Origin of the sequence: Mycobacterium sp. IS-1556, from assembly GCF_001499985.1 — a bacterium.
Taxonomy (GTDB): domain Bacteria; phylum Actinomycetota; class Actinomycetes; order Mycobacteriales; family Mycobacteriaceae; genus Mycobacterium.
Genome location: NZ_LQIM01000041.1, coordinates 1 through 22,372, shown reverse-complemented (window position 1 = coordinate 22,372; position 22,372 = coordinate 1). Strand labels below are relative to the sequence as shown.

Here is a 22,372-nt window from a genome sequence, read left to right as displayed (position 1 = left end):
TCACAAGCGATTTGTGCACCGTTTGGAGCGGTGAACCCTCCAAAACGTGCCCAAGTCACCCGATGGCGCGCGGAGTCTCCTGGTCCCGCACCTGTTCGAGCGCCCGCCGCGCGAACACCCACCGCTCGGTGATCGTCATCTGCCCGCGGCCCCTGCCCAGGAAGGTGACGAACCAGGAAAACACGGCGGCGACACGGTTGCGGCTGCCGACCAGGTAGTACAGATGCAGGCCGAGCCAGGCCAGCCAAGCGATGAACCCGCCGAACTCGAGCTTGCCGACCTTGCATACCGCCGAGAACCGCGACACCGTCGCCATGCTGCCTTTGTCGAGGTACTTGAACGGTTTTCGGGTCGCCGGGTCGGCCCCCTTGAGTTCACTCTTGATCAGCTTGGTGGCGTACTTGGCGCCCTGAATGGCGCCCGGCGCCTGCCCCGGCACGCCGGGCACGCTCATCAGGTCGCCGATCACGAAGACGTTCGGGTGGCCCTTGACGGTGAGATCGGGTTCGACGACCACCCGGCCCGCCCGATCGACCTCGGTGCCGTCGGACTGCTCGGCGACGAGCTTGCCGAGCGGGCTGGCCTGCACGCCGGCCGACCAGACCTTGACGGCGCACTCGATCCGGTACTCGGATCCGTCCTTCTCCTTGACCGTCAGACCCTTGTAGTCCACGTCGGTCACCATGGTGTTCAGCTTGACCTCGACACCGAGCTTCTCCAGCCGACGCTGCGCCTTGAGCCCGAGCTTGGGGCCCATCGGCGGCATCACCGCCCCGGCCGCCTCGATCAGGATCACCCGCGCCTCGGTCGGGTCGATCGCGCGGAACGCCCCCGTCAGGGTCCGATCTGCGAGCTCGGCGATCTGCCCGACCACCTCGACACCGGTCGGTCCGCCACCGACGACGACAAAGGTCAGCCGGCGTTGCCGTTCGTCGGCCGACGTCGTCACCTCGGCCGCTTCGAACGCGCCGAGGATGCGGCCGCGTAGTTCGAGGGCGTCGTCGATGGTCTTCATGCCGGGCGCGAAAGCCTCGAAATGGTCATTGCCGAAATACGACTGCTGCGCGCCCGCGGCCACGATCAGGCTGTCGAAGGGAACCACCCGCTCCCAGTCGAGCAGCTTGGAGGTGACGGTCTTGTTCTCGAGGTCGACGCCGACGACCTCACCGAGCAGCACCTCGGCATTCTTCTGCTTGCGCAAGATGATTCGCGTCGCCGGCGCGATCTCGCCGACGGACAGGATGCCCGTCGCCACCTGGTACAGCAGCGGCTGGAACAGGTGGTGCGTCGTCTTGGCGATCAGCGTGACGTCGACGTCGGCTCGTTTGAGGTGCTTGGCGGCGAACAGGCCACCGAAGCCCGACCCGATGATGACCACGCGATGGCGGCGGGGCACTTCGTTGTCTACGGTCATGGCCTGCGCTCCTCCCGACGCACCGGATTCATCGACCCTATCGGTATTCGACCGTCACCGGCGCATGGTCGGACCAGCGCAGCGCGTACGCCGCCGCACGCTCGACCCGTGCCGCCACCGCGCGCCCCGCCAACTCCGGCGTCGCCAACTGGTAGTCGATGCGCCAACCCGCGTCGTTGTCGAACGCGCGGCCCCGCCACGACCACCACGCGTACGGGCCCGGCTGATCGGGATGCAACTCGCGGACCACGTCCACCCAGCCCGTCCCGAGAAGCTCGCTGAGCCACTGCCGTTCGGCCGGCAGGAAACCCGACTTCTTGACGTTGCCCTTCCAGTTCTTGATGTCGTTCTCGGTGTGGGCGATGTTCCAGTCGCCGCAGACGACGGCGTCGCGGCCCGCGCACTGCAGCTTCGCCATCCGCGCGGCGAGCACCGCCATGAACCGCTCCTTCTCCAACTGTCGCGGCGTGTCCGCCTCGCCGGTCTGGATGTACACGCTGGCGACCGTCAGCCCGGCGGTGTCGGCCTCCAGGTACCGCCCGTGCGACCCGAATTCTTCGGACTCGATGAGCCGCGCGGCCTCGATCGGGTGCCGGGACAGAACGGCAACGCCGCTGCGGCCCTTGACATGCGGTTCGGCGGACGCCAACTGCCAACCGTCGGACAGCGCCGGGGCCAACGCCGCAGCCAACTGCGCGTCGTCGGCCCGGGTCTCCTGCAGGCACACCACATCGGCGGTGGTCTCGGCCAGCCAGGGCAACAGGCCGAGGTTCTGCGCAGACCGGTGCTTGACGGCGGCCCGGATGCCGTTGACGTTGACGGTGCTCACGATCAGCGAACTCACAGCGGGCGACCCTACCGACGCACTTGCGGTACCGCCGGTATCACCTTAATGTCTGGCTGATGAGCGAGCGCGCACCGATCCACCTCGGCTCCGGGGAGCCAATGCTGTTGCTACACCCGTTCATGATGTCGCAGAACGTGTGGAAGAAGGTCGCCCCGCTGATTGCCGACACCGGCCGGTACGAGGTCCTCGCCCCCACCATGCCCGGACACAACGGCGGCGTGAAGGGCCACTACTTCCTCGACACCGCCGAACTGGCCGACGACGTCGAACGCCGGCTCGATGCACTCGGTTGGGACACCGCGCACATCGTCGGTAATTCGCTCGGCGGCTGGGTGGCCTTCGAGTTGGAACGCCGCGGCCGGGCCCGCACGCTGACCGGTATCGCACCGGCCGGTGGCTGGAGTCGGTACACGCCCGCCAAGTTCGAGATCGTCGGCAAATTCCTGGCCGGCATGCCCGTCTGGCTGTTCACGCTCGCGTTCCGCCAGCACGTCCTGAAGTTGCCGTTCACCCGCTACCTGGCGCACTTCCCGATCAGCGCCACCCCGGACCGGCTGTCCGACGAAGACCTCGTCGACATCATCGACGACGTCACCCACTGCCCGGCCTACTACCAGTTGTTGGTGAAGGCGCTGTTGATGCCGGGTCTTCTGGAACTCGCCGAAGGCAAAGCGCCGACACACCTGGTGATCTGTGAGAAGGACCGGGTGCTGCCGCACCCGCGGTTCACCCGCCATTTCAGCACGCATCTACCGTCGAGCACCGAGGTCACCCACCTCGACGACGTCGGGCACATCCCGATGTTCGAAGCGCCGCAACGGGTCGCCGACGTGATCCTCGGGTTCGTCGACCGGTACACGACACCGCAACCGAGGGAAGCGCTCGGCGGCTAACCCTCCGTCACCGGCTGTTCCGTCGCGCCTTCCAGCACCGAGTTCAGCGTCTTGCTCGGCCGCATCACTGCCGTGGTCTTCTCGCGGTCCGGGTAGTAGTAACCGCCGATGTCAACCGAGTCACCTTGCACCTCAGCGAGTTCGGTGACGATGGCGTCCTCGTTCTCGCCCAGCGTCTTGGCCAGCCCGGCGAAGTGGTCGGCCAGTTCCTTGTCGTCGGTCTGCTCGGCGAGCTCCTGCGCCCAGTACATGGCGAGATAGAACTGGCTGCCCCGGTTGTCCAGCTCGCCGGTCTTGCGCGACGGGCTCTTGTTGTTGTCCAACAGCTTTCCGATCGCCGAGTCGAGCGTCTTGCCCAGCAACACGGCGCGCTTGTTGTCGGTCTTACGGCCGATGTCCTCGAAACACGCGCCGAGGGCGAGGAATTCGCCAAGCGAGTCCCAGCGCAGGTGGTTCTCCTCGACCAGCTGGTGGACGTGCTTGGGGGCCGAACCGCCCGCGCCCGTCTCGTACATGCCGCCACCGGCCATCAGCGGCACGATCGAGAGCATCTTGGCGCTGGTGCCCAACTCGAGGATCGGGAACAGGTCGGTCAGGTAGTCGCGCAGGATGTTGCCGGTCACGGCGATGGTGTCCTGGCCGCGGATCAACCGCTCCAGCGTGTACCGCATCGCCCACACCTGCGGCATGATCTGGATCTTCAGGCCCTCGGTGTCGTGCTCGTTCAGGTACTCCTTGACCTTCTTGCGCAGCTCGACCTCGTGTGGACGCTCGGTGTCGAGCCAGAACAGCGCCGTCATGTCCGAGGCGCGGGCCCGCGTGACGGCCAGCTTCACCCAGTCCCGGATCGCGGCGTCCTTGACCACCGGCATCCGCCAGATGTCGCCGGTCTCGACGTTCTGCGTCAACAGCACCTCGCCGGTGTCGATGTCGACGATGTTGGCGACGCCGTCCTCGGGAATCTCGAAGGTCTTGTCGTGGCTGCCGTACTCCTCGGCCTTCTGCGCCATCAACCCGACGTTCGGAACCGTGCCCATGGTGGTGGGATCGAACTGCCCATGGGTCTTACAGAAGTTGACCATCTCCTGATAGATGCGGCTGAAGGTGGATTCCGGGTTCACCGCCTTGGTGTCCTTGGTCCGGCCGTCGGCGCCGTACATCTTGCCGCCGAGCCGGATCATGGCCGGCATCGACGCGTCGACGATCACGTCGGACGGTGAGTGGAAGTTGGTGATGCCGCGGGCGGAGTCGACCATGGCCAGTTCCGGCCGGTGCTCGTGCACGGCGTGGATGTCCTGGACGATCTCTTCGCGTTGCGACGCCGGCAGCGACTGGATCTTGTCGTACAGATCCGACATTCCGTTGTTGACGTTGACCCCGAGTTCGTCGAGCACCTTCTGATGCTTGGCGAACGCCTCCTTGTAGAAGACCTTCACCGCGTGCCCGAACACGATCGGGTGCGACACCTTCATCATGGTGGCCTTGACGTGCAGCGAGAACATCACGCCGGTCTTGTAGGCGTCCTCGATCTGTTCTTCGAAGAATTCGCACAGCGCCTGTTTGCTCATGAACATGCTGTCGATGATGTCGCCGTCGTCGAGCGCCACTTCCGGCTTGAGGACGAGAGTCTCGCCGCTTTTGGTCTCGAGCACCATCTTGACCTTGCGATCCTTGTCGAGCGTCATCGACTTCTCGCCGTGGTAGAAGTCGCCGCGCTTCATGGTCGCCACGTGAGTGCGCGACGCCTGCGACCACTCCCCCATGCTGTGCGGGTGCTTGCGCGCGTACTCCTTGACGGCCTTCGGCGCGCGACGGTCCGAATTACCTTGCCGCAGAACCGGGTTCACTGCGCTGCCGAGGACCTTGGCGTAGCGTTCCTTGACCTGCTTCTCCTCGTCGGTCTTCGGCTCACCGGGATAGTCCGGCAGGTCGTAGCCCTTGCCCTTCAACTCCTTGATCGCGGCCAGCAGCTGAGGCACCGAGGCGCTGATGTTCGGCAGCTTGATGATGTTGGTGTCCGGTTGCTGGGTCAGCTCGCCGAGCCGGGCCAGGTTGTCGGGCACCCGCTGCTCTTCGGTCAGCCGGTCGGAGAACTCGGCGAGGATGCGCGCCGCCACCGAGATGTCGCTGGTTTCGACGTTGATGCCGGCCGGTTCGGTGAACGTGCGAATGATCGGCAGGAACGCATAGGTCGCCAGCAGCGGCGCCTCGTCGGTCAGCGTGTAGATGATGGTCGGCTGCTCGGCAGTCATTCGGTGTTCTCCCGGCGTCGGTAGCGGTCGGTTCGAGGATGTTCGGTGTCGCGTCGACTACCAGTATTGCCTCGGACACGACGCTACGTGTGAGCCAGGGGGTCCGGCCCCATCGGCAAAGAACTAGCTACTGACCAGTAGCTTTGCTGCCCGCCCTGCACAGCGGGTCTTTGCCGCACGCCGGCTCGATTGGCGAGAGTTACACCAGGGTTGTGGATCGACCCCGGATTGCGACCCTGGCGTACGTCTCGCGAGAGGGACTAGGGGTGGCGGCGCCGCCGTCGCTCTGCCCTCGCTGGCCTCACGTCGGTGACGTGCGATACGCTTCTGCTCGGTCATGAGTGCCAGCGACAAGCCCCGGCTTGCTGGTCGGCAACCCTCCAACCGCGGTGGGGTGCCCCGGGTGATGACCAGGTTGAGTAACCGCTAACGAGCGGCTGCCGGCAAGCGCGGGTCCGTTATGACGGGCCCCCAGACACAGATGGAGGTCCGTTCCGCATGAGCGCGCCAGAAGACCCGACCGCAAAGTGGACGTTCGAGACCAAACAGGTCCATGCCGGCCAGGTCCCCGACGCGGCCACCAACGCGCGGGCGCTGCCGATCTACCAGACCACCTCGTACACGTTCAACAGCACCGACCACGCCGCCGCGCTGTTCGGGCTCGCCGAGCCCGGCAACATCTACACCCGGATCATGAACCCGACGACCGACGTCGTCGAGCAGCGCATCGCCGCGCTCGAAGGCGGCGTCGCGGCGCTGTTCCTGTCGTCCGGCCAGGCCGCGTCGACGTTTGCGATCCTCAACCTCGCCGACAGCGGCGACCACATCGTGTCCAGTCCCCGCCTCTACGGCGGCACCTACAACCTGTTCCACTACACGCTGCCCAAGATCGGCATCGAGGTCAGCTTCGTGGAGGACGCCGACGACCTCGATTCCTGGCGCGCCGCGGTACGGCCGAACACCAAGGCGTTCTTCGCCGAGACCATCTCCAACCCGCAGATCGACGTGCTCGACATCCCGAACGTCGCCGCGGTCGCCCACGACGCCGGCGTGCCGTTGATCGTCGACAACACCATCGCCACGCCGTATCTGATCCAACCCCTGAGCCATGGCGCCGACATCGTCGTGCACTCCGCCACCAAGTACCTCGGCGGGCACGGCGCGGCGATCGCCGGGGTCGTCGTCGACGGCGGCACCTTCGATTGGACCAACGGCAAGTTCCCCGGCTTCACCGAACCGGACCCCAGCTACCACGGCGTGGTGTTCGCCGAGCTGGGTGCGCCCGCCTACGCGCTCAAGGCGCGCGTACAGCTGCTGCGCGACATGGGTTCGGCGGCGTCGCCGTTCAACGCGTTCCTGATTGCGCAGGGGCTGGAAACGTTGAGCCTGCGTGTCGAACGGCACGTGGCCAACGCGCAGAAGGTGGCCGAGTATCTGCAGGCGCACCCGGATGTCATCTCGGTCAACTACGCCGGGCTGCCCTCCTCCCCTTGGTACGACCTCGGAAAAAAGCTGGCGCCCAAGGGCACCGGTGCGGTGCTGGCATTCGAGCTGGCCGGCGGCGTCGACGCGGGCAAGGCCTTCGTCAACGCGCTGACGTTGCACAGCCACGTCGCCAACATCGGCGATGTGCGGTCGCTGGTGATCCATCCGGCGTCGACCACGCACGCGCAGCTCTCACCGGAGGAGCAGTTGGCCACCGGGGTGACACCGGGGCTGGTGCGACTGGCGGTCGGCATCGAGGGCATTGACGACATCCTCGCCGACCTGGAGCAGGGCTTCGCCGCCGCCAAGCCGTTGCGCGCCGCCGGATCGACCGATCCCAACACCGCGGCGGCGTTCTGATGTCCATCTCTGAATTGGAAGCCGACGTGCCAGTTTTGAGTCTGCCCGCCGAGGGCGAGGTCGGCGTCGTCGACATCGGCCCGCTGACGCTGGAGAACGGTGCGGTCATCGACGACGTGTCGATCGCCGTCCAGCGCTGGGGGGAACTGTCGCCGCAGCGCGACAACGTGGTCGTCGTGCTGCACGCGCTGACCGGCGACTCGCACATCACCGGCCCCGCGGGACCGGCCCATCCGACCGCGGGCTGGTGGGACGGCGTGGCGGGCCCGGGCGGCCCGATCGACACCGACCGCTGGTGCGCGGTGGCCACCAACGTGCTCGGCGGCTGCCGCGGCTCGACCGGCCCGAGCTCACCGCACCCCGACGGCAAGGCGTGGGGCTCGCGCTTTCCGCTGGTGTCCATCCGGGACCAGGTGGAGGCCGACATTGCCGCGCTCGACGCGCTCGGCATCACCGAGGTCGCCGCGGTCGTCGGGGGCTCGATGGGCGGCGCGAGGGCGTTGGAGTGGATGGTCGGCCACCCGGACAAGGTCCGCTCGGGGCTGGTGCTCGCCGTCGGGGCGCGCGCCACCGCGGATCAGATCGGCACCCAGAGCTCGCAGATCGCGGCGATCAAGGCCGACCCGAACTGGCAGAACGGGGACTATTACGGCACCGGGCGCTCGCCCGATCTCGGCATGGAGATCGCCCGCCGGTTCGCCCACCTGACCTATCGCGGCGAGGTCGAGCTCGACACCCGCTTCGCCAACGATGCGCAGGACGGCGAAAACCCAGCGGACCCCGCTTCCGGCGGCCGCTACGCGGTGCAGAGCTATCTGGAACACCAGGGCCGCAAACTGGTGTCCCGGTTCGACGCGGGCACCTACGTCACCCTCACCGAGTCGCTGTCGAGCCACGACGTGGGCCGCGGCCGCGGCAGTATCGAGGCCGCATTGCGGGGCTGCCCGGTGCCCGCGGTCGTCGGTGGCATCACCTCCGACCGGCTCTACCCGCTGCGGCTGCAGCAGGAGCTGGCCGAGTTGCTGCCGGGCTGCGCCGAGCTCGACATCGTGGAGTCGATCTACGGACACGACGGCTTCCTGGTGGAGACCGACGCGGTGTACAAGCTGATCCGCAAGACGCTGGAGCTGGCAGCGAGATGACGGCGCGGTGACCCGCTCGGAGCAGGATCGGTCGCTGTCGTTCGGCGCGGAAGCCGCCGCCTACGAGCGGGGCCGGCCGTCGTATCCGCCCGACGCGATCGACTGGCTGCTGCCGGAAGGCGCCACTACAGTGCTCGACCTCGGGGCGGGCACCGGCAAGCTGACGACCCGGCTCGTCGAGCGCGGACTCGACGTGGTCGCCGTCGACCCCATCCCGGAAATGCTTGAGCTGCTGAGCAACTCGCTACCCGACACGCCCGCGCTGCTGGGCACCGCGGAGGAGATCCCGCTGCCCGACGACAGCGTCGACGCGGTGTTGGTGGCCCAGGCCTGGCACTGGTTCGATCTCGACCGCGCGGTCAAGGAAGTCGCCCGGGTGCTGCGGCCCGGCGGACGCCTCGGCCTGGTGTGGAACACCCGCGACGAGCGGCTGGGCTGGGTGAAGGAGTTGGGCCGCATCATCGGCCACGAGGACGATCCGTTCAACGCCACCGTGACGCTGCCCGAGCCGTTCACCGGCGTCGAGCGTCACCAGGTCGAGTGGACCAATTATCTGACCCCGCAGGCGCTCATCGACCTGGTGGCCTCCCGCAGTTACTGCATCACCTCACCGGAGAAGGTCCGCACCCGCACGCTGGACCGCGTGCGCGAACTGCTGAGCACCCACCCGGCGCTGGCCAACTCGACCGGGCTGGCGCTGCCGTACGTCACGGTGTGCATCCGCGCTGCGCTGGCCTGACGACGGCGGCGAAATTCAGTTGAGACGCCCGCCGGCAGACCCTAGCCTCGAGCCCATGACAGCTTCGATGAGGTTGCGCACCGCCTAGCGGCGGATCTGCCTCTCACGCATCACATCCGCCGCCGCAGCGACATGTCCCGGCGACCGCGGAGGCATTGTGTCTTCCCCTCATCGTGGCCAACACGAGTTCGGCCAGAATTTCCTGCACGACCGTCGCGTCATCGGCGCGATCGTCGATCTCGTCGCGCGCACCGACGGACCCATCGTCGAAGTCGGTGCGGGCGACGGCGCACTCACGGTGCCGCTGCAGCGGCTCCGGCGACCCCTGACCGCGCTCGAGGTCGACGGGCGCCGCGCTGCACGACTCGCCGCGCGGACCGCCATCTCGACCAACGTCGTGGCGACCGACTTCCTGCGCTACCGGCTGCCGTGCTCACCGCACGTGATCGTGGGCAATCTGCCGTTCCATTTGACGACGAGCATGCTGCGCCGGATCCTGCGCGGCCCCGGCTGGACCGACGCCGTGCTGTTGGTGCAGTGGGAGGTGGCCCGGCGGCGGGCAGGCGTCGGCGGCGCCACCATGATGACGGCGCAATGGTGGCCGTGGTACGAGTTCGCGCTGTCGCAACGTGTTTCGGCGAACGCGTTCCGACCGCGGCCCAGCGTCGACGGCGGGTTGATGACGATCCGCCGGCGGGACGCTCCGCTGGTCGCCGACGTTGACCGCCACAGCTACCAGGCGATGGTGCATCAGGTGTTCACCGGCCGAGGGCGCGGTATCGCGCAGATCGTCGGCGCCCGGTTGCCGAAGGACACCACCCGCCGATGGCTGCACAACAACCGCCTCAGCGTCCACGCGCTGCCGCGAGACCTGACCGCGGCGCAATGGGCGTCGCTGTTCGCGATGTCACGCTAGCGGTCGCCGAGCGGACGGTTGATGAGTACAAACGCGAGAAGGACCGCGAACAAGAGCGCACTCGACGGTGCGGTGACGCTCGGCGAGCTCGCGAAACAGCCCACCTTGCCCGAGAACTAGCAGCCGCCGAACCACCGGACGAGCGCTACTCGCAGCCGATCCTCGTCGTCGGCGTCGAATGTGTCTGCAGCCCAAGCCACATAGCCGTCGGGCCGCAGCAGCAGCGCGGCCGCCGGACAATCGGTCATTGCCACGGTCACGGCGTCCACCCGATCTGCCCATGGCGCCGAGACCGCTGCCGCCGCGCCGCCCGACAGGTCCAGCAGCACCGGTCGGGCTTCGTGCAGCAGGCCGGCAACGCGACGGCCGTCGTCGAACACGAGGTCCGACACCATCAGACCGGAGAGGGGATGATCGTCGCCGACGTCGTAGCGCACATCGGAGCCGGCGAGCAACCCGGCGAGATGGCCGGCCACCTCGGGTTTGGCCGCCAGTTCGCTGAAAAGCTCACGCAGCGCGGACACTTCGGGCCCCGGCGCAGCCAGCGCGATCTGCGCCAGCGAGTGCATCATCACCCGCTTGCCCACCGGATAGCGCTCGGACTCGTAGCTGTCGAGCAGGCCTGCGGGCGCCCAACCGTTCACCACGCCGGCCAGCTTCCAGCCGAGATTGACCGCATCCTGCATGCCTAGGTTCAGCCCGGGCCCGCCCATCGGCGAGTGCACATGCGCGGCGTCACCCAACAGCAGCACCCTCCCCACGCGATACCGGTCGGCCTGGCGGGTGTTCTGCCCATCGAGGCGGCGCAACGCGTGCGTGCCGGACGTCGTCGGCTCCTGCAGGGGTGCGTCGACGCCGATCAGCCGGCGGACGCTGGCGCGCAGTTCGTCCAGCGTCATCGGACCGTCGGCGCTACCGGGCGTCCAGCCGTACTCGATCGTGCCCAACAGCGGCCGCTCCGGCTCCAGCGGGAAGATGACCAGCGTGCCGTTGTCGAACCTGTTCGGCCCGAACGGGATCAGGCCGAAGCCGGGGATGTCGTAGCCGCGGCCGGGAACCAGCAACTCGTCCGGCAGCCGCACGTGGGCCAGCCTGCTCACCATCGGCGACGTGCTGCCGGGAAAGCCGATACCGGCGCCCTTACGCACGATGCTGCGCCCGCCGTCGGCGCCGACGAGATATTCGGCGTCCAGCCGGTACGTTCGCGCGCCGGCCGCCACGGTCCCCGACACCGCATCGGCCGCCGCGCTCAGCCCTGTCAGCTCGTGGCCCCAGCGGATGTCGACGCCGAGGTCGCGGGCCCGCTTCTCCAACAGGCGGACCAGCCGTGGCTGCGGCAGCAGCAGCGCATACATCGGGTTGTCTTCGATGCCGAGGAAGCTCAGCGGCATCCCGGCGAACATCCAGCCGTGAACCGGCCGCGGAGGGCCGGCCTCACCGCCGAAGGCGTGGTAGAGCCCGCGCATGTCGAGCTGTCGAATGACCTGCCCGACAAGGCCGTTGGCCTTCGGCTCGTCGCTCGGTCCCGGCAGTCGATCGAGCACCACGGGGCGCACCCCCGCCAGCGCGAGTTCGCAGGCCAGCATCAGCCCGTTGGGCCCGGCGCCGCAGATGACGACGGACGCGTGCTCGCCGGTCATGAGGCGCTCGGATCGGGCAGACCGGCGGCGACCTCGGCGAAGCCGGCGCGGATCAGCGTCGTGATCGGCACCGGCGGGTCGGCGCGCACGTACACCTCGGTCGCGGCGTCACCGACCGCGCGCACCACCGCGGCCACCAGCCGCGGGTACAGGTCGACGTCTGGGTCGGTGCCGGTGCGCTCGGCGATGGCGACCGTCCATTCGTCGAACAGCCCCTTCGACACGGCGTCGCGGATCTCCGGTCGCATCAACAGCTTTCGGATCTCGGCAAGCTCCTCGCGGCTGGGAATCCGGTTTTCGGCGCCGTTCGCCTCGCGGAAGTCCTCCTCGAGCGGCGCCAGCACCGACTCGGTGATCGATGTCCACAGCGGCTCGGCGGCCGGACGGGCACGCAACTCCGCGATGCTGCGGCGCAGCCGTTCAGTTTGGCGGTAGGCCAGCGCCTGGTACTTCCCGGTGAAGTAGTTGTTGAACGTGCGCAGCGATACGCCCGCCAGTTCGGCGATCGCCTCACGCGTCACCGCGTCGAAGCCGCCCTCCAGGGCGAGCTTCAGCGCGGCATCGCTCAGCGCACGTTTAGTGTCGAGCTTCTTGCGCTCCCTCAGGCCGGACATGGACACCACGTTATCCGAAAAATTGCACACTGGGCAAAATTTCCTAGCGGGCAACTACGCTAGACGGGTGCCGAAACCGAGCTTGTGCTCGAAAAACCGCCGCGCGCAAAACTCGCGCACATCTTCAGTTTCGGCCGAGCGCGCGGAAAATGGCTAGAATAGCCAATATGTCCACATTGACGTTCCGTAACCGCGACGGCGAACTGGTCGACGTGCCAACCGTGGCCGCCACCCGGTTCAAGAACGAGTTCGGGGCGGTCTTCGAGCAGGCCACCACCGCAGGCGCGGTGGCGATCACCAAACACAACACGCCGCGGGCGGTGCTGTTGTCGTACGCCGAGTTCGAGGCGCTGACGAAGGCGAGCACACCCGCGCTCGACGAGCTGACCGAGCAGTTCGACGATCTTCTCGAACGGATGCAAAGCCCGAAGGCGAAGGCGGGTATGGCGTCCGCCTTCGACGCCGGCCCGGATCAACTGGGCCGCGCCGCGGTGAAGGCGGCCCGCCCGAAACGGCGGCGCTGACTGTCCCGGCTCTATATCCTCGCCGGCGTCAACGGCGCCGGTAAGAGCAGCATCGGCGGCGCGATGATCCGCGCGGCGGGCAGTGATTACTACAACCCCGACGAGGCCGCACGCGAACTGATGGCGGCCAACCCTGGGCTCGACCAGACCAACGCGAACGCCGTGGCATGGCGTCAGGGCACGCGCCTGCTCCAACGGGCGATCCACGAACGGCTTGACCTTGCGTTGGAAACCACGCTCGGTGGCAGCACCATCACCCGGCTGCTGTCCGAAGCGGCGTCACAAGGCATCGAAGTACGCGTCTGGTACGTCGGGTTGTCCAGCGCCGAGGCACATATCGAGCGGGTTCGGCAGCGCGTACGCTCCGGCGGCCACGACATCCCCGAAGCCGTCATCCGGCGCCGTTGGCGACACAGCAGGCAGAACCTGGTGCAGCTGCTGCCCGTGCTCGCCGAATTGCGGGTGTACGACAACTCCCCACACGCCGACCCTGTCGAAGGGAAGGCGCCGCGGCCGATACTTGTGCTGCATGTGGACCACGGCGAGGTCGTCGGCCCCGGAGACCTCTCGGCCACACCGGGATGGGCGAAACCGATCGTCGCGGCCGCGCTGCAGCTGAGCGCTTAACCGAACGAGCGCCGGGGAACACCGACCGCGATGAAGACTCAACGACGGCCCCCTCCGGTAAGCCGCAACGGATCGGTCAGCCACGAACGTCGGAACGGTCATGCCGGGATGGCTTGAAGCCGGCGGGTGGGGGCTGGTGGCCGGCGCCGCCCTGGTCCTCGGTGCGCTGATCGGCTGGGCCGTGCGGGTTCCGGTGCGGGTGGTCGCCGGTGTCATGGCGTTCGGCGCCGGTGTGCTGATCTCTGCGCTGGCGTTCGACCTCATGGACGAAGCGGAGCGCACCGGTGGGCTGCTGGCCACCGCGCTCGGTTTCCTCGGCGGAGCCGTGGCGTACGTCGCCGCCAACGCGGCGCTGGCCCGGCACGGCGCGCGCCACCGCAAGCGCTCACACGACCGGCAACCGACGGAGGAGCAAACGAGTGGAAGTGGTGCCGCGATCGCGATCGGTGCCCTGCTCGACGGCGTGCCCGAGTCTGCGGTGCTGGGCATCTCCCTGCTCGGCGGACAGGGTGTCGGGCTGACCGTGCTGGCCGCAGTGTTCATCTCGAACCTCCCCGAAGGGCTCTCCAGCGCCGCCGGAATGAAGCAGGCCGATCGCTCTGCGCGTTACGTCTTCGGGGTGTGGGGCGCTATCGCGGTGATCAGCGGTATCTCCGCGATGTTGGGATATGTGCTGCTGGCCAACGCCTCGCCGGCTCTCGTCGCGGTGATCACCGCCGTCGCCGCTGGAGCGATCCTGGCGATGATCGCCGACACGATGGTTCCCGAAGCCTTCGAGGAGGCGCACATTCTGACCGGAGTGATCACCGCAGTCGGCTTCCTGACCGCCTTCGCGATCGAACGGGTGGCCTAGATGTACACCTAGGTCTGCTAACTCGTCCCCAACGGATCGATGGTCCAGGCGATGTAGAGCATCGTTGCGCTGACGGTCGCGGTGGTGACGAAGTCCACGCCCCGGCTGCGCACCGCGAGCAGGCCGGCGCGGTCGTCGCTCAGCACCAGCCGCAGCCCCGCCGCGATACCGACCCCGATCGCCATCACCAGCGCGCCACGCCGCCAGTAGCCGCCGACCACGAGGACAAACGCGACGACGAAGGTCAGGCCCACCGACCAGAACGGCCACTGGCCCGTGAAAACCTTGCGCGCGAACTCCTTTGGCGTCACGTCGCGGTCAGTGCCTCCGCGCGCTCGACGACGTTGGTCAGTAGGAATGCCCGGGTCAACGGGCCGACGCCGCCGGGGTTCGGCGACACGTGGCCGGCGACGTCCCATACGCCGGGATGCACGTCGCCGACGAGCTTGCCGTTCTCGTCGCGGCTGACCCCGACGTCGATGACGGCCGCGCCCGGCCGCACCATCTCGGCGGTCACCATGTGCGGCATGCCGGCCGCGGCGACGATGATGTCGGCCTCGCGCGCCAGCTCGGGCAGGTGACGAGTCGCGGTGTGGCACAACGTGACTGTGGCGTTTTCCGATCGTCGCGTCAGCAGCAGCCCCAGGGGGCGGCCGACGGTAACCCCGCGCCCGATCACGACGACATGCGCACCGGCGATCTCGACCTCGTAGCGGCGCAGCAGGTGCACGATGCCACGCGGGGTGCACGGCAGCGGCGCGGGCTCGTTGAGCACCAGCCGGCCGAGGTTGGTCGGATGCAGACCGTCGGCGTCTTTACCCGGATCCACCCGCTCCAGGGCGGCGTTCTCGTTGAGGTGCTTGGGCAGCGGCAACTGCACGATGTAGCCGGTGCACTCGGGGTTGGCGTTGAGTTCGTCGATGGTCTCGTCGAGCTTGGCCTGGCTGATGTCGGCGGGCAGATCGCGCCGGATCGAGTTGATGCCGACCTTCGCGCAGTCGGCATGCTTGCCGCGCACATAGGCGTGCGAGCCGGGGTCGTCGCCCACCAGCACCGTGCCGAGTCCGGGCGTGAGGCCGGCGGCGGTCAGCGCCGCGACCCGTTTGGAGAGGTCGACGAAGATCTCGTCGCGCGTGGCCTTGCCGTCCAAAGTGATCGCACCCACGCAGAATCCTCCCGTCGCTTCGCTCGCCTGTGAAGCCAGTCTGGCATGCTCCTCCTATATGAACACCCAGCCCAATGTGTTCACCCCGGCCAAGCTCGGCCCGGTGACGCTGCGCAACCGGATCATCAAGGCGGCGACGTTCGAGGCGTCGACCCCGAACGCGCTCGTCACCGACGATTTGATCAACTACCACCGGCTGCCCGCCGCCGGCGGGGTCGGCATGACGACGGTGGCGTACTGCGCGGTCGCCCCCGGTGGGCGCACCGACGGCTGGCAGATCTGGATGCGTCCGGAGGCCGTGCCGGGGCTCAAGAAGTTGACCGAAGCGATCCACGCCGAGGGCGCGGCGATCAGCGCGCAGATCGGCCACGCCGGGCCGGTCGCGAACGCGCGGACGAACAAGGCCAAAGCGCTGGCACCCATGCGCTTTTTCAACCCGCTGTCGATGCGGTTCGCCAAGAAGGCCACCCGTGACGACATCCGCGACGTCACCGAGGCGCACGCCAACGCCGCCCGCCTGGCGATCGAGGCCGGGTTCGACGCGGTCGAGATCCACCTCGGACACAACTACCTCGCCAGCTCGTTCCTGAGCCCGCTGCTCAACCGCCGCACCGACGAATTCGGCGGCTCGTTGGAGAACCGTGCAAAGGTGGCCCGGGGCGTTGTCACCGCCGTGCGCCGCGCCGTCGAGAAGGAGGGCAACCCGATCGCGGTGACGGCCAAGCTCACCATGACCGACGGCGTACGCGGCGGCATCAGCCTCGAGGAGTCACTGCAGACCGCGAAATGGCTCGAGGAGGACGGCGGGCTGGACGCCATCGAGCTCACCGCGGGCAGCTCCCTGGTCAACCCCATGTACCTGTTCCGCGGCGACGCCCCGGTCAAGGAGTTCGCCGGCGCGTTCAAACCACCGCTGCGGTGGGGCATTCGGATGACCGGCAAGAAGTTCCTGCGCGAGTATCCCTACCGCGAGGCGTTTCTGCTGCGCGACGCCAAGCAGTTCCGCGCCGAGCTGAAGCTTCCGCTGATCCTGCTGGGCGGTATCACCAACCGCGACACGATGGACCTGGCGATGGCCGAGGGTTTCGAGTTCGTCGCGATGGGCCGCGCGCTGCTGGCCGAACCCGATCTGATCAACCGCATCCAGGCGGACCGATCGGTGCGGTCGATCTGCGATCACAACAACAAGTGCATGACGACGATCTACAGCCACACCCACTGTGTGCTGACCGGGGCGCCGGACAACTATCAGCCGTCCGCGGCGACCCGCGGCTCGACGTAGGCCACCATCGGTTCGGTGATGAGCACCCGGTCTCCCGAGGCCACGACGAGTTCCTTCGCGGAGAACGTGTACGTGGCGCCGTCGTGCTCGACGGTGAACACGCCGTCATCCTTCTCGACGGCCGCGGCGGTCAGCGTCAGTCCGTCGCTCATCCGCACACCGCGGTACTGATGGCTCCCGTCGCGCGTACAGATCGCGACGAGCGCGAACTGTGTGCGGCCGAATGCCACTGGCTGCCATGGCGCCTCGCAGCGGGCCTCGGAGTCGACGAACCCATGCTCGTCGATGGCGATGGCGCTCTGCGCATCGACCGTCGGCGCCAGGAACGCAGCCGCGATGCAGAGCCCGGCGATGCCGACGAACACGAAAGGCGCCCGAGACACCATGACCAATGGTGACCACGATTCGACGCCGTTGGCGCGCGACTCGCCGGACGACCGGCAAACTTTCGTCAGTCGGCTGGAATGAGCGCTGTCGCGCAGTCGGCGACGATCGCGTCCGCGCCGGCCGGAATCGCAGTCCCGGCCAGCAGATGGCGGCGCACCACGGCGTACGGGATATCAATGACGGCGGCGTTCACCCGGTCGGCGTCGCCGGGCACGCCCTCCAACGAGCGTCGCAGCTGACGCTGCACGCGGCGCCTGCGCGCAACCAACTGTGTCGGCCAGTCAGCGACGCAAAGCGCATCCGCACCCGCAAGCAACACCCGCGCCTCGGCCGGATGGTCGCGGCACCACTGCACGGTGTAGCGAGCGCCTGCGACACATTTGGACCGCCGGCCGCGCGGCCCGGACAACGCCGCAGTGAACCCCGCGACGAAGCGCTCCTCGGTGCGCATCCACAGTTCCCCGCACAGCGCCGCCCGGCCGGGAAACCGGTGATACATCGAACCACTCGGCGCGCCTGCCGCGCGGGCCACCGCGGACATCGTCACCGCGGCGGGTCCGTCGTCGGCGAGCAGTGCAGCGGCGGCATCGAGAAGTTCGTCGACCGTGAATCGCGCGGGTCGCGGCATCGCCCTACCCTATAATAGAGATTGCTCTCTAATAGCCTGAGGAGGCGAACATGTCCACTCCCATCGATGTCGCACAGCGGTTCTACGACGCCCTCGCCGGGGCAGACGGCCGAACGCTTTTCGAGTTGCTTACCGAGGACTTCGTCGGCACGGTCAGCCTGGGTATGCCGCACGGTGTCGGCGGACAGCACCACGGCCCGACGGACATGATCGCTGGTGTCTGGGGAGCCATCGGCACGCTGTACGACATGCACGTCGATCCGGCCGAATACCTGGTGACCGACGATGGCCGGGTGGTGGTCATCGGCCGCTACTGGGGCCCGGCCCGCGACGGCGAAACGACGGTCGATGCGGCGTTCGCACACGTCATCACGACGCGGGACGACCGCATCGCGGCTTTGCAGCAGATCACCGACACCGCGCGCTGGAGCATCCCGCGACACTGACCCGTGGTCGGACCACCTCCCCGCACGGCGCCCTTACCGTTAGAGTTGCCTCGATGAGCCGACCCGCCCCACCCGCGCTGACCGTTCGGTACGACGGATCGACCCGGACCTTCGCGGCGGGAAACGATGTCGTCATCGGCCGTGACCTCCGCGCCGACGTTCGCATCGCCCATCCGCTGATCTCCCGCGCCCACCTCGTGTTGAGGTTCGACCAGGGCCGCTGGGTGGCGATCGACAACGGCAGCCTCAACGGGATGTTCGTCAACAACCGGCGAGTGCCCACCGTCGACATCCAGGACGGCCAGACCGTCAACATCGGCAACCCCGACGGCCCACGGCTGACGTTCGAGGTCGGCCGTCATCAGGGTGCGGCGGGCCGAACGCCGACCATGGCGGTACCGATCACCGGCCAGCGGCCGGCGGGCGGTCCCCCGACCCCTCCGCCGACATCGGGGCCGCAGGCCGCGGCGCGCCCGTATGGACCGCCGCCCGGTGGACCGCGGTCTGCGCCGGCATATCCGACCGCCCCTGCACCGCCCCGCTATCCCAGCGCACCACAACCCGCCGCGCACAGCAGCGGGCCCGCGGCCGCTCCGCCGAGCACCCCCCAGCCGGTGCGCCCGCCGCAGCCGTCGCAGCCGATGTCGGCGCCGGGAATCGAGTCGGTGACGATGATGGGCCCGACCGCGGCACCCCGCTCGAGCGACGGCAACATCGCCACGAGCATGCTCAAGATCCTGCGGCCGAGCAGGCCCGCGGACAACATCCCCGGCGCGGTCAAGATCGGCCGCGCAACCGACAACGACATCGTCGTGCCCGACGTGCTGGCGTCGCGCCATCACGCGAGCCTGGTGCCCACCCCTGCCGGCACCCAGATCCAGGACAACCGGAGCATCAACGGCACGTTCGTCAACGGCGCGCGGGTGGAGTCCGCGGTACTGCACGACGGCGACACGGTCACGATCGGCAACATCGACCTCGTCTTCTCCGGTGGCACGCTGGTTCGCCGAACCGAGACCGAGGCCGCAACCCGCACCGGCGGGCTGGAAGTGCACGGCGTCACGTGGACCATCGAGAACAACAAGACGCTGCTGCACAACATCTCGATCGCCGCGCGGCCCGGCACGCTGACGGCTGTCATCGGGCCTTCGGGCGCCGGCAAGTCGACGTTCGCGCGCCTCGTCGCCGGTTACACCCATCCGACGACGGGCACGGTGACCTTCGAAGGCCACAACGTGCACGCCGAGTACGCGTCGCTGCGGTCCCGGATCGGGATGGTGCCGCAGGACGATGTCGTCCACGGCCAGTTGACCGTGCGTCAGGCGCTGATGTACGCCGCGGAACTACGGCTACCGCCGGACACCACGAAGGCCGACCGGGAACAGGTCGTCATGCAGGTTCTCGAGGAACTCGAGATGACCAAGCATCTGGAGACCCGCGTCGACAAACTCTCCGGCGGTCAGCGCAAGCGCGCCTCGGTGGCGCTCGAGCTGTTGACCGGCCCGTCGCTGCTGATCCTCGACGAGCCGACCTCGGGTCTGGATCCCGCACTGGACCGCCAGGTCATGACGATGCTGCGGCAACTGGCCGACGCCGGCCGCGTCGTGCTGGTCGTCACGCATTCGCTGACCTATCTCGACGTCTGCGACCAGGTGCTCCTGCTGGCGCCCGGCGGCAAGACCGCGTTCTACGGTTCGCCCAGCCAGATCGGCACGTCGATGGGCACGACCAACTGGGCCGACATCTTCAGCACGGTGGCCAGTGATCCCGACGCGGCCAACCAGCGTTTCCTCTCCCGGCACGGGCCACCGCCGCCACCGCCACCGACCGAACGGCCGTCCGAACTCGGCAGCCCGACCAGTACCAGTGTGCGGCGCCAGTTCTCGACGATCGCGCGGCGCCAAGTGCGCTTGGTGGTGTCCGACCGCGGCTACTTCGCGTTCTTGATGCTGCTGCCGTTCATCATGGGCGTGCTGTCGCTTTCGGTGCCCGGTGACGTCGGGTTCGGCGTGCCGGTGCCCGCGATGCAGGGCGGACCGGCACCCAACGAGCCGGGACAGATCCTGGTCATGCTCAACGTGGGCGCGATCTTCATGGGCACCGCGCTGACGATCCGCGCGCTGATCGGCGAGCGGGCGATCTTCCGTCGCGAGCAGGCCGTCGGATTGTCAACGACGGCATACCTTTTGGCGAAGATCTTCGTGTTCACGCTGTTCGCGATCGTCCAGTCGGCGATTGTCACGGCGATCGCGATCATCGGTAAGGGGTGGGGCCCCGGCGCCGTGGACAGCGGTTCCCTTCTCGGCAACCGCAGCATCGAGTTGTTCGTCGACATCGCGGTGACGACGGTGGCCGCGGCGATGGTCGGGTTGGCGCTCTCGGCGCTGGCGAGGTCGAACGAACAGATCATGCCGCTGCTCGTGGTCGCGATCATGTCGCAGCTGGTGTTCTCGGGCGGCATGATCCCGGTGACGGACCGGATCGTCCTGGATCAGATGTCGTGGTTCACCCCGGCGCGTTGGGGTTTCGCCGCTTCGGCCTCGACGATCGATCTGATCCGGTTGGTCCCGGGACCGTTGACGCCAGCCGACCGACACTGGGAGCACAGTGCGGGAACCTGGTTGTTCGACATGGCGATGCTCGGGTTGATCTGCATCGGCTACACGGCTTTCGTGCGCTGGCGGATCCGGCTGGCCAGCGGCTGAGCCCTGCGCCGCAGCATTTTTGCGGACGTCCGAGCCGCATCAATGGACGTCGGGGTGGACCGCGTTGAGTTGCGCGCTGTCCCAATAGCCACGCTGGTGCGCGATCTTCCCGTCGCGCACCAGGAAGAATCCGCAGCCGCGGAAATCCTCGGGATCGATCCATTCGAGCGCACCCCATTCGCCATCGACGACGAGATTGACGGGAATGCAGATGAGCGGTCCTGCGGCAAAGACATCGCGATGAAACTGCTCGATCGCGTCCCGGCCGACAACGGGCTGCAGCGCGACTTGATGGTTGATCGCATCGTCGGCGTACAACTCCGAGATGCCGGGGGCATCACCGGCATTGAACAACTCGACCCATCGTTCGATGGTGCGGCGTGTGCTCACCGCGCCGGGGCCAGCCGCTCGAGAGCCAGCCAGCCTTCGAAGGGCCGATACCCGAACGCGGGTGGCGCAACGTAGTCGGTATCCCCCAACGGCCTACGCACCTCGTCGAGCAGGTCGGTCCCGGCGTGGGCGCCCGTCGAGATGACGACGTAGCGATCGATCGTCCCCCGGGAAGCAGCCAGAGATGTCATCGCCACATCCTTGACCCGAACGGATCCCGGCGCAACGGATTTTCATCGCATCGTCATCTCTCGATACGCCAACCTGTTTCGGTGGCCCGACTCAGTTGGGTGATGGTGGGGGTTGGGGTTCGAAGGGGTTGTACCACCACCAGTCGGCGCGTTCGCCGATTGGTCCGCGCCAGGGTGGGACTGCGGGTGGGGGTTGTGTCGGCGGCCGGGCCAGCGATGCGTTGGTCAGCTCTCGCCCGGCGCTGTCGGTGATGCTGAGCTGGTGGGCGGGTCCGGTGATGGTGATCTCGCCGCGGTGATGCATCCGGTGGTGATACGGACACACCAACACCAGGTTGTCCAACTCGGTCGGCCCGCCGTCTTCCCAATGCCGAAGGTGATGAGCGTGCAGACCGCGGGTGGCCTCACAGCCGGGCACCACACACGTCGAATCACGGTGCTCCAGCGCCCGGCGCAGCCGGCGGCTGATCTGGCGCGTGGTGCGCCCAGCGCCGATCAGCTGCCCGCGGCGTTCCAACCACACCTCACAGCTGGCATCACACAACAAATATTGCCGATCGGCATCAGAGAGCAGCGAACCCAGATGCAGCCAGCCGGCGCGCTTGTCGACATCGCAATGCACGATCACGCTGGTGTGCTGGCCGTGCGGGCGCCGCGCCACCTCAGCGTCCCAAGCCGATTCCACCATGCGCAGGAACGCATCGGTGAGCGTCGGAAACGGCTGCAGACACTGCGACTCGCGCTGGGCACGGCGTTCGTGCTCCTGGCCGGGGATGTCGGGACCGTACTCGCCGCTGTGTTCGCTGATCAACGCCTCACGATGGGACTGCAGCGCGGCGTCGACCTTGGCCGCCTCGATATTGGGCACGGTG

At 67.8% G+C, this 22,372-nt stretch carries 23 protein-coding genes and 1 riboswitch; of the genes, 11 read left to right on the top strand and 12 right to left on the bottom strand.

Going from position 1 to position 22,372, the window contains the following annotated elements; genetic code table 11:
• Positions 1-55 precede the first annotated feature (55 nt).
• Positions 56-1,414 (bottom strand): NAD(P)/FAD-dependent oxidoreductase, encoded by a 1,359-nt coding sequence (locus AU187_RS22895; RefSeq protein ID WP_059167352.1) that lies wholly within the window; start codon positions 1,412-1,414, stop codon positions 56-58.
• A 37-nt stretch (positions 1,415-1,451) separates the two neighbouring features.
• Positions 1,452-2,249, bottom strand: a complete 798-nt coding sequence (locus AU187_RS22890) for an exodeoxyribonuclease III (protein ID WP_059167423.1) — start codon at positions 2,247-2,249, stop codon at positions 1,452-1,454.
• A 68-nt stretch (positions 2,250-2,317) separates the two neighbouring features.
• On the opposite strand from AU187_RS22890, the gene ephH reads away from it, so the two are divergent.
• Entirely contained in the window at positions 2,318-3,154 is an 837-nt protein-coding gene (gene ephH, locus AU187_RS22885) for an epoxide hydrolase EphH (protein WP_059167351.1), read from the top strand.
• Here the strand turns inward: ephH and AU187_RS22880 are convergent.
• A complete protein-coding gene (locus tag AU187_RS22880; RefSeq protein WP_059099418.1) occupies positions 3,151-5,406 on the bottom strand; it encodes an NADP-dependent isocitrate dehydrogenase in 2,256 nt (751 codons plus the stop codon). The two genes, ephH and AU187_RS22880, sit on opposite strands and share 4 nt — an antisense overlap.
• Positions 5,407-5,739: 333 nt before the next feature.
• Positions 5,740-5,862: riboswitch (SAM riboswitch) on the top strand.
• 42 nt (positions 5,863-5,904) lie between these two features.
• Between AU187_RS22880 and AU187_RS22875 the strand changes: the two genes are divergently transcribed.
• The 4 genes from AU187_RS22875 to erm all read left to right on the top strand — a co-directional run bounded on the left by AU187_RS22875 (position 5,905) and on the right by erm (position 10,048).
• Positions 5,905-7,251, top strand: coding sequence for a bifunctional o-acetylhomoserine/o-acetylserine sulfhydrylase (locus AU187_RS22875; RefSeq protein WP_059167350.1), 1,347 nt, complete (start codon positions 5,905-5,907; stop codon positions 7,249-7,251).
• Positions 7,251-8,393: a homoserine O-acetyltransferase MetX gene (gene metX / locus AU187_RS22870; RefSeq protein ID WP_059167349.1), complete on the top strand. Its 1,143-nt coding sequence runs from the start codon at positions 7,251-7,253 to the stop codon at positions 8,391-8,393. The genes AU187_RS22875 and metX overlap by 1 nt, the downstream gene beginning before the upstream one ends.
• Positions 8,394-8,400: 7 nt before the next feature.
• The gene (locus AU187_RS22865) at positions 8,401-9,132 is read left to right on the top strand and encodes a class I SAM-dependent methyltransferase (protein WP_059167348.1); all 732 of its coding nucleotides are present in this window, start codon (positions 8,401-8,403) and stop codon (positions 9,130-9,132) included.
• A gap of 157 nt (positions 9,133-9,289) precedes the next feature.
• Positions 9,290-10,048, top strand: coding sequence for a 23S ribosomal RNA methyltransferase Erm (gene erm, locus AU187_RS22860; RefSeq protein ID WP_059167347.1), 759 nt, complete (start codon positions 9,290-9,292; stop codon positions 10,046-10,048).
• A 116-nt stretch (positions 10,049-10,164) separates the two neighbouring features.
• On the opposite strand, the gene AU187_RS22855 is transcribed toward erm, so the two are convergent.
• Both AU187_RS22855 and AU187_RS22850 read right to left on the bottom strand, forming a co-directional pair.
• A complete protein-coding gene (locus AU187_RS22855; RefSeq protein WP_059167346.1) occupies positions 10,165-11,688 on the bottom strand; it encodes an FAD-dependent monooxygenase in 1,524 nt (507 codons plus the stop codon).
• A complete protein-coding gene (locus AU187_RS22850) occupies positions 11,685-12,302 on the bottom strand; it encodes an acyl-CoA-like ligand-binding transcription factor (RefSeq protein ID WP_059167345.1) in 618 nt (205 codons plus the stop codon). Before AU187_RS22850 ends, AU187_RS22855 begins: the two co-directional genes overlap by 4 nt.
• A gap of 167 nt (positions 12,303-12,469) precedes the next feature.
• On the opposite strand from AU187_RS22850, the gene AU187_RS22845 reads away from it, so the two are divergent.
• The 3 genes from AU187_RS22845 (at position 12,470) to AU187_RS22835 (ending at position 14,306) form a co-directional block, all read left to right on the top strand.
• Complete coding sequence (locus tag AU187_RS22845) at positions 12,470-12,826, top strand: type II toxin-antitoxin system prevent-host-death family antitoxin (RefSeq protein WP_059167344.1); 357 nt, start codon at positions 12,470-12,472, stop codon at positions 12,824-12,826.
• Positions 12,827-13,453, top strand: coding sequence for an ATPase (locus AU187_RS22840; protein WP_286132146.1), 627 nt, complete (start codon positions 12,827-12,829; stop codon positions 13,451-13,453).
• A 100-nt stretch (positions 13,454-13,553) separates the two neighbouring features.
• Positions 13,554-14,306, top strand: coding sequence for a ZIP family metal transporter (locus AU187_RS22835; RefSeq protein WP_059167342.1), 753 nt, complete (start codon positions 13,554-13,556; stop codon positions 14,304-14,306).
• 17 nt (positions 14,307-14,323) lie between these two features.
• On the opposite strand, the gene AU187_RS22830 is transcribed toward AU187_RS22835, so the two are convergent.
• Both AU187_RS22830 and AU187_RS22825 read right to left on the bottom strand, forming a co-directional pair.
• Positions 14,324-14,617: a DUF3017 domain-containing protein gene (locus AU187_RS22830; protein ID WP_059099409.1), complete on the bottom strand. Its 294-nt coding sequence runs from the start codon at positions 14,615-14,617 to the stop codon at positions 14,324-14,326.
• Complete coding sequence (locus tag AU187_RS22825) at positions 14,614-15,471, bottom strand: bifunctional methylenetetrahydrofolate dehydrogenase/methenyltetrahydrofolate cyclohydrolase (protein WP_059099408.1); 858 nt, start codon at positions 15,469-15,471, stop codon at positions 14,614-14,616. Before AU187_RS22825 ends, AU187_RS22830 begins: the two co-directional genes overlap by 4 nt.
• Positions 15,472-15,529: 58 nt before the next feature.
• Between AU187_RS22825 and AU187_RS22820 the strand changes: the two genes are divergently transcribed.
• The gene (locus tag AU187_RS22820) at positions 15,530-16,753 is read left to right on the top strand and encodes an NADH:flavin oxidoreductase (RefSeq protein WP_059167341.1); all 1,224 of its coding nucleotides are present in this window, start codon (positions 15,530-15,532) and stop codon (positions 16,751-16,753) included.
• Here AU187_RS22820 and AU187_RS22815 read toward each other — a convergent pair.
• A complete protein-coding gene (locus AU187_RS22815) occupies positions 16,720-17,136 on the bottom strand; it encodes a hypothetical protein (protein ID WP_156425405.1) in 417 nt (138 codons plus the stop codon). The two genes, AU187_RS22820 and AU187_RS22815, sit on opposite strands and share 34 nt — an antisense overlap.
• Positions 17,137-17,204: 68 nt before the next feature.
• Positions 17,205-17,768 carry a TetR/AcrR family transcriptional regulator gene (locus AU187_RS22810; RefSeq protein WP_059167340.1) on the bottom strand — a complete coding sequence of 188 codons (564 nt, stop codon included), beginning with the start codon at positions 17,766-17,768 and terminating at the stop codon, positions 17,205-17,207.
• Between the two features lie 50 nt (positions 17,769-17,818).
• On the opposite strand from AU187_RS22810, the gene AU187_RS22805 reads away from it, so the two are divergent.
• Both AU187_RS22805 and AU187_RS22800 read left to right on the top strand, forming a co-directional pair.
• A complete protein-coding gene (locus AU187_RS22805; protein WP_059167339.1) occupies positions 17,819-18,214 on the top strand; it encodes a nuclear transport factor 2 family protein in 396 nt (131 codons plus the stop codon).
• 53 nt (positions 18,215-18,267) lie between these two features.
• Positions 18,268-20,919 (top strand): FHA domain-containing protein, encoded by a 2,652-nt coding sequence (locus tag AU187_RS22800; protein WP_059167338.1) that lies wholly within the window; start codon positions 18,268-18,270, stop codon positions 20,917-20,919.
• A 39-nt stretch (positions 20,920-20,958) separates the two neighbouring features.
• On the opposite strand, the gene AU187_RS22795 is transcribed toward AU187_RS22800, so the two are convergent.
• The 3 genes from AU187_RS22795 to AU187_RS22785 all read right to left on the bottom strand — a co-directional run.
• Entirely contained in the window at positions 20,959-21,309 is a 351-nt protein-coding gene (locus tag AU187_RS22795) for a nuclear transport factor 2 family protein (RefSeq protein ID WP_059167337.1), read from the bottom strand.
• Positions 21,306-21,500, bottom strand: a complete 195-nt coding sequence (locus AU187_RS22790) for a hypothetical protein (RefSeq protein ID WP_156442402.1) — start codon at positions 21,498-21,500, stop codon at positions 21,306-21,308. The genes AU187_RS22795 and AU187_RS22790 overlap by 4 nt, the downstream gene beginning before the upstream one ends.
• Before the next feature lie 91 nt (positions 21,501-21,591).
• On the bottom strand, positions 21,592-22,372 hold a 781-nt coding region (locus tag AU187_RS22785; protein WP_156442401.1), incomplete at its 5' end, for an HNH endonuclease signature motif containing protein.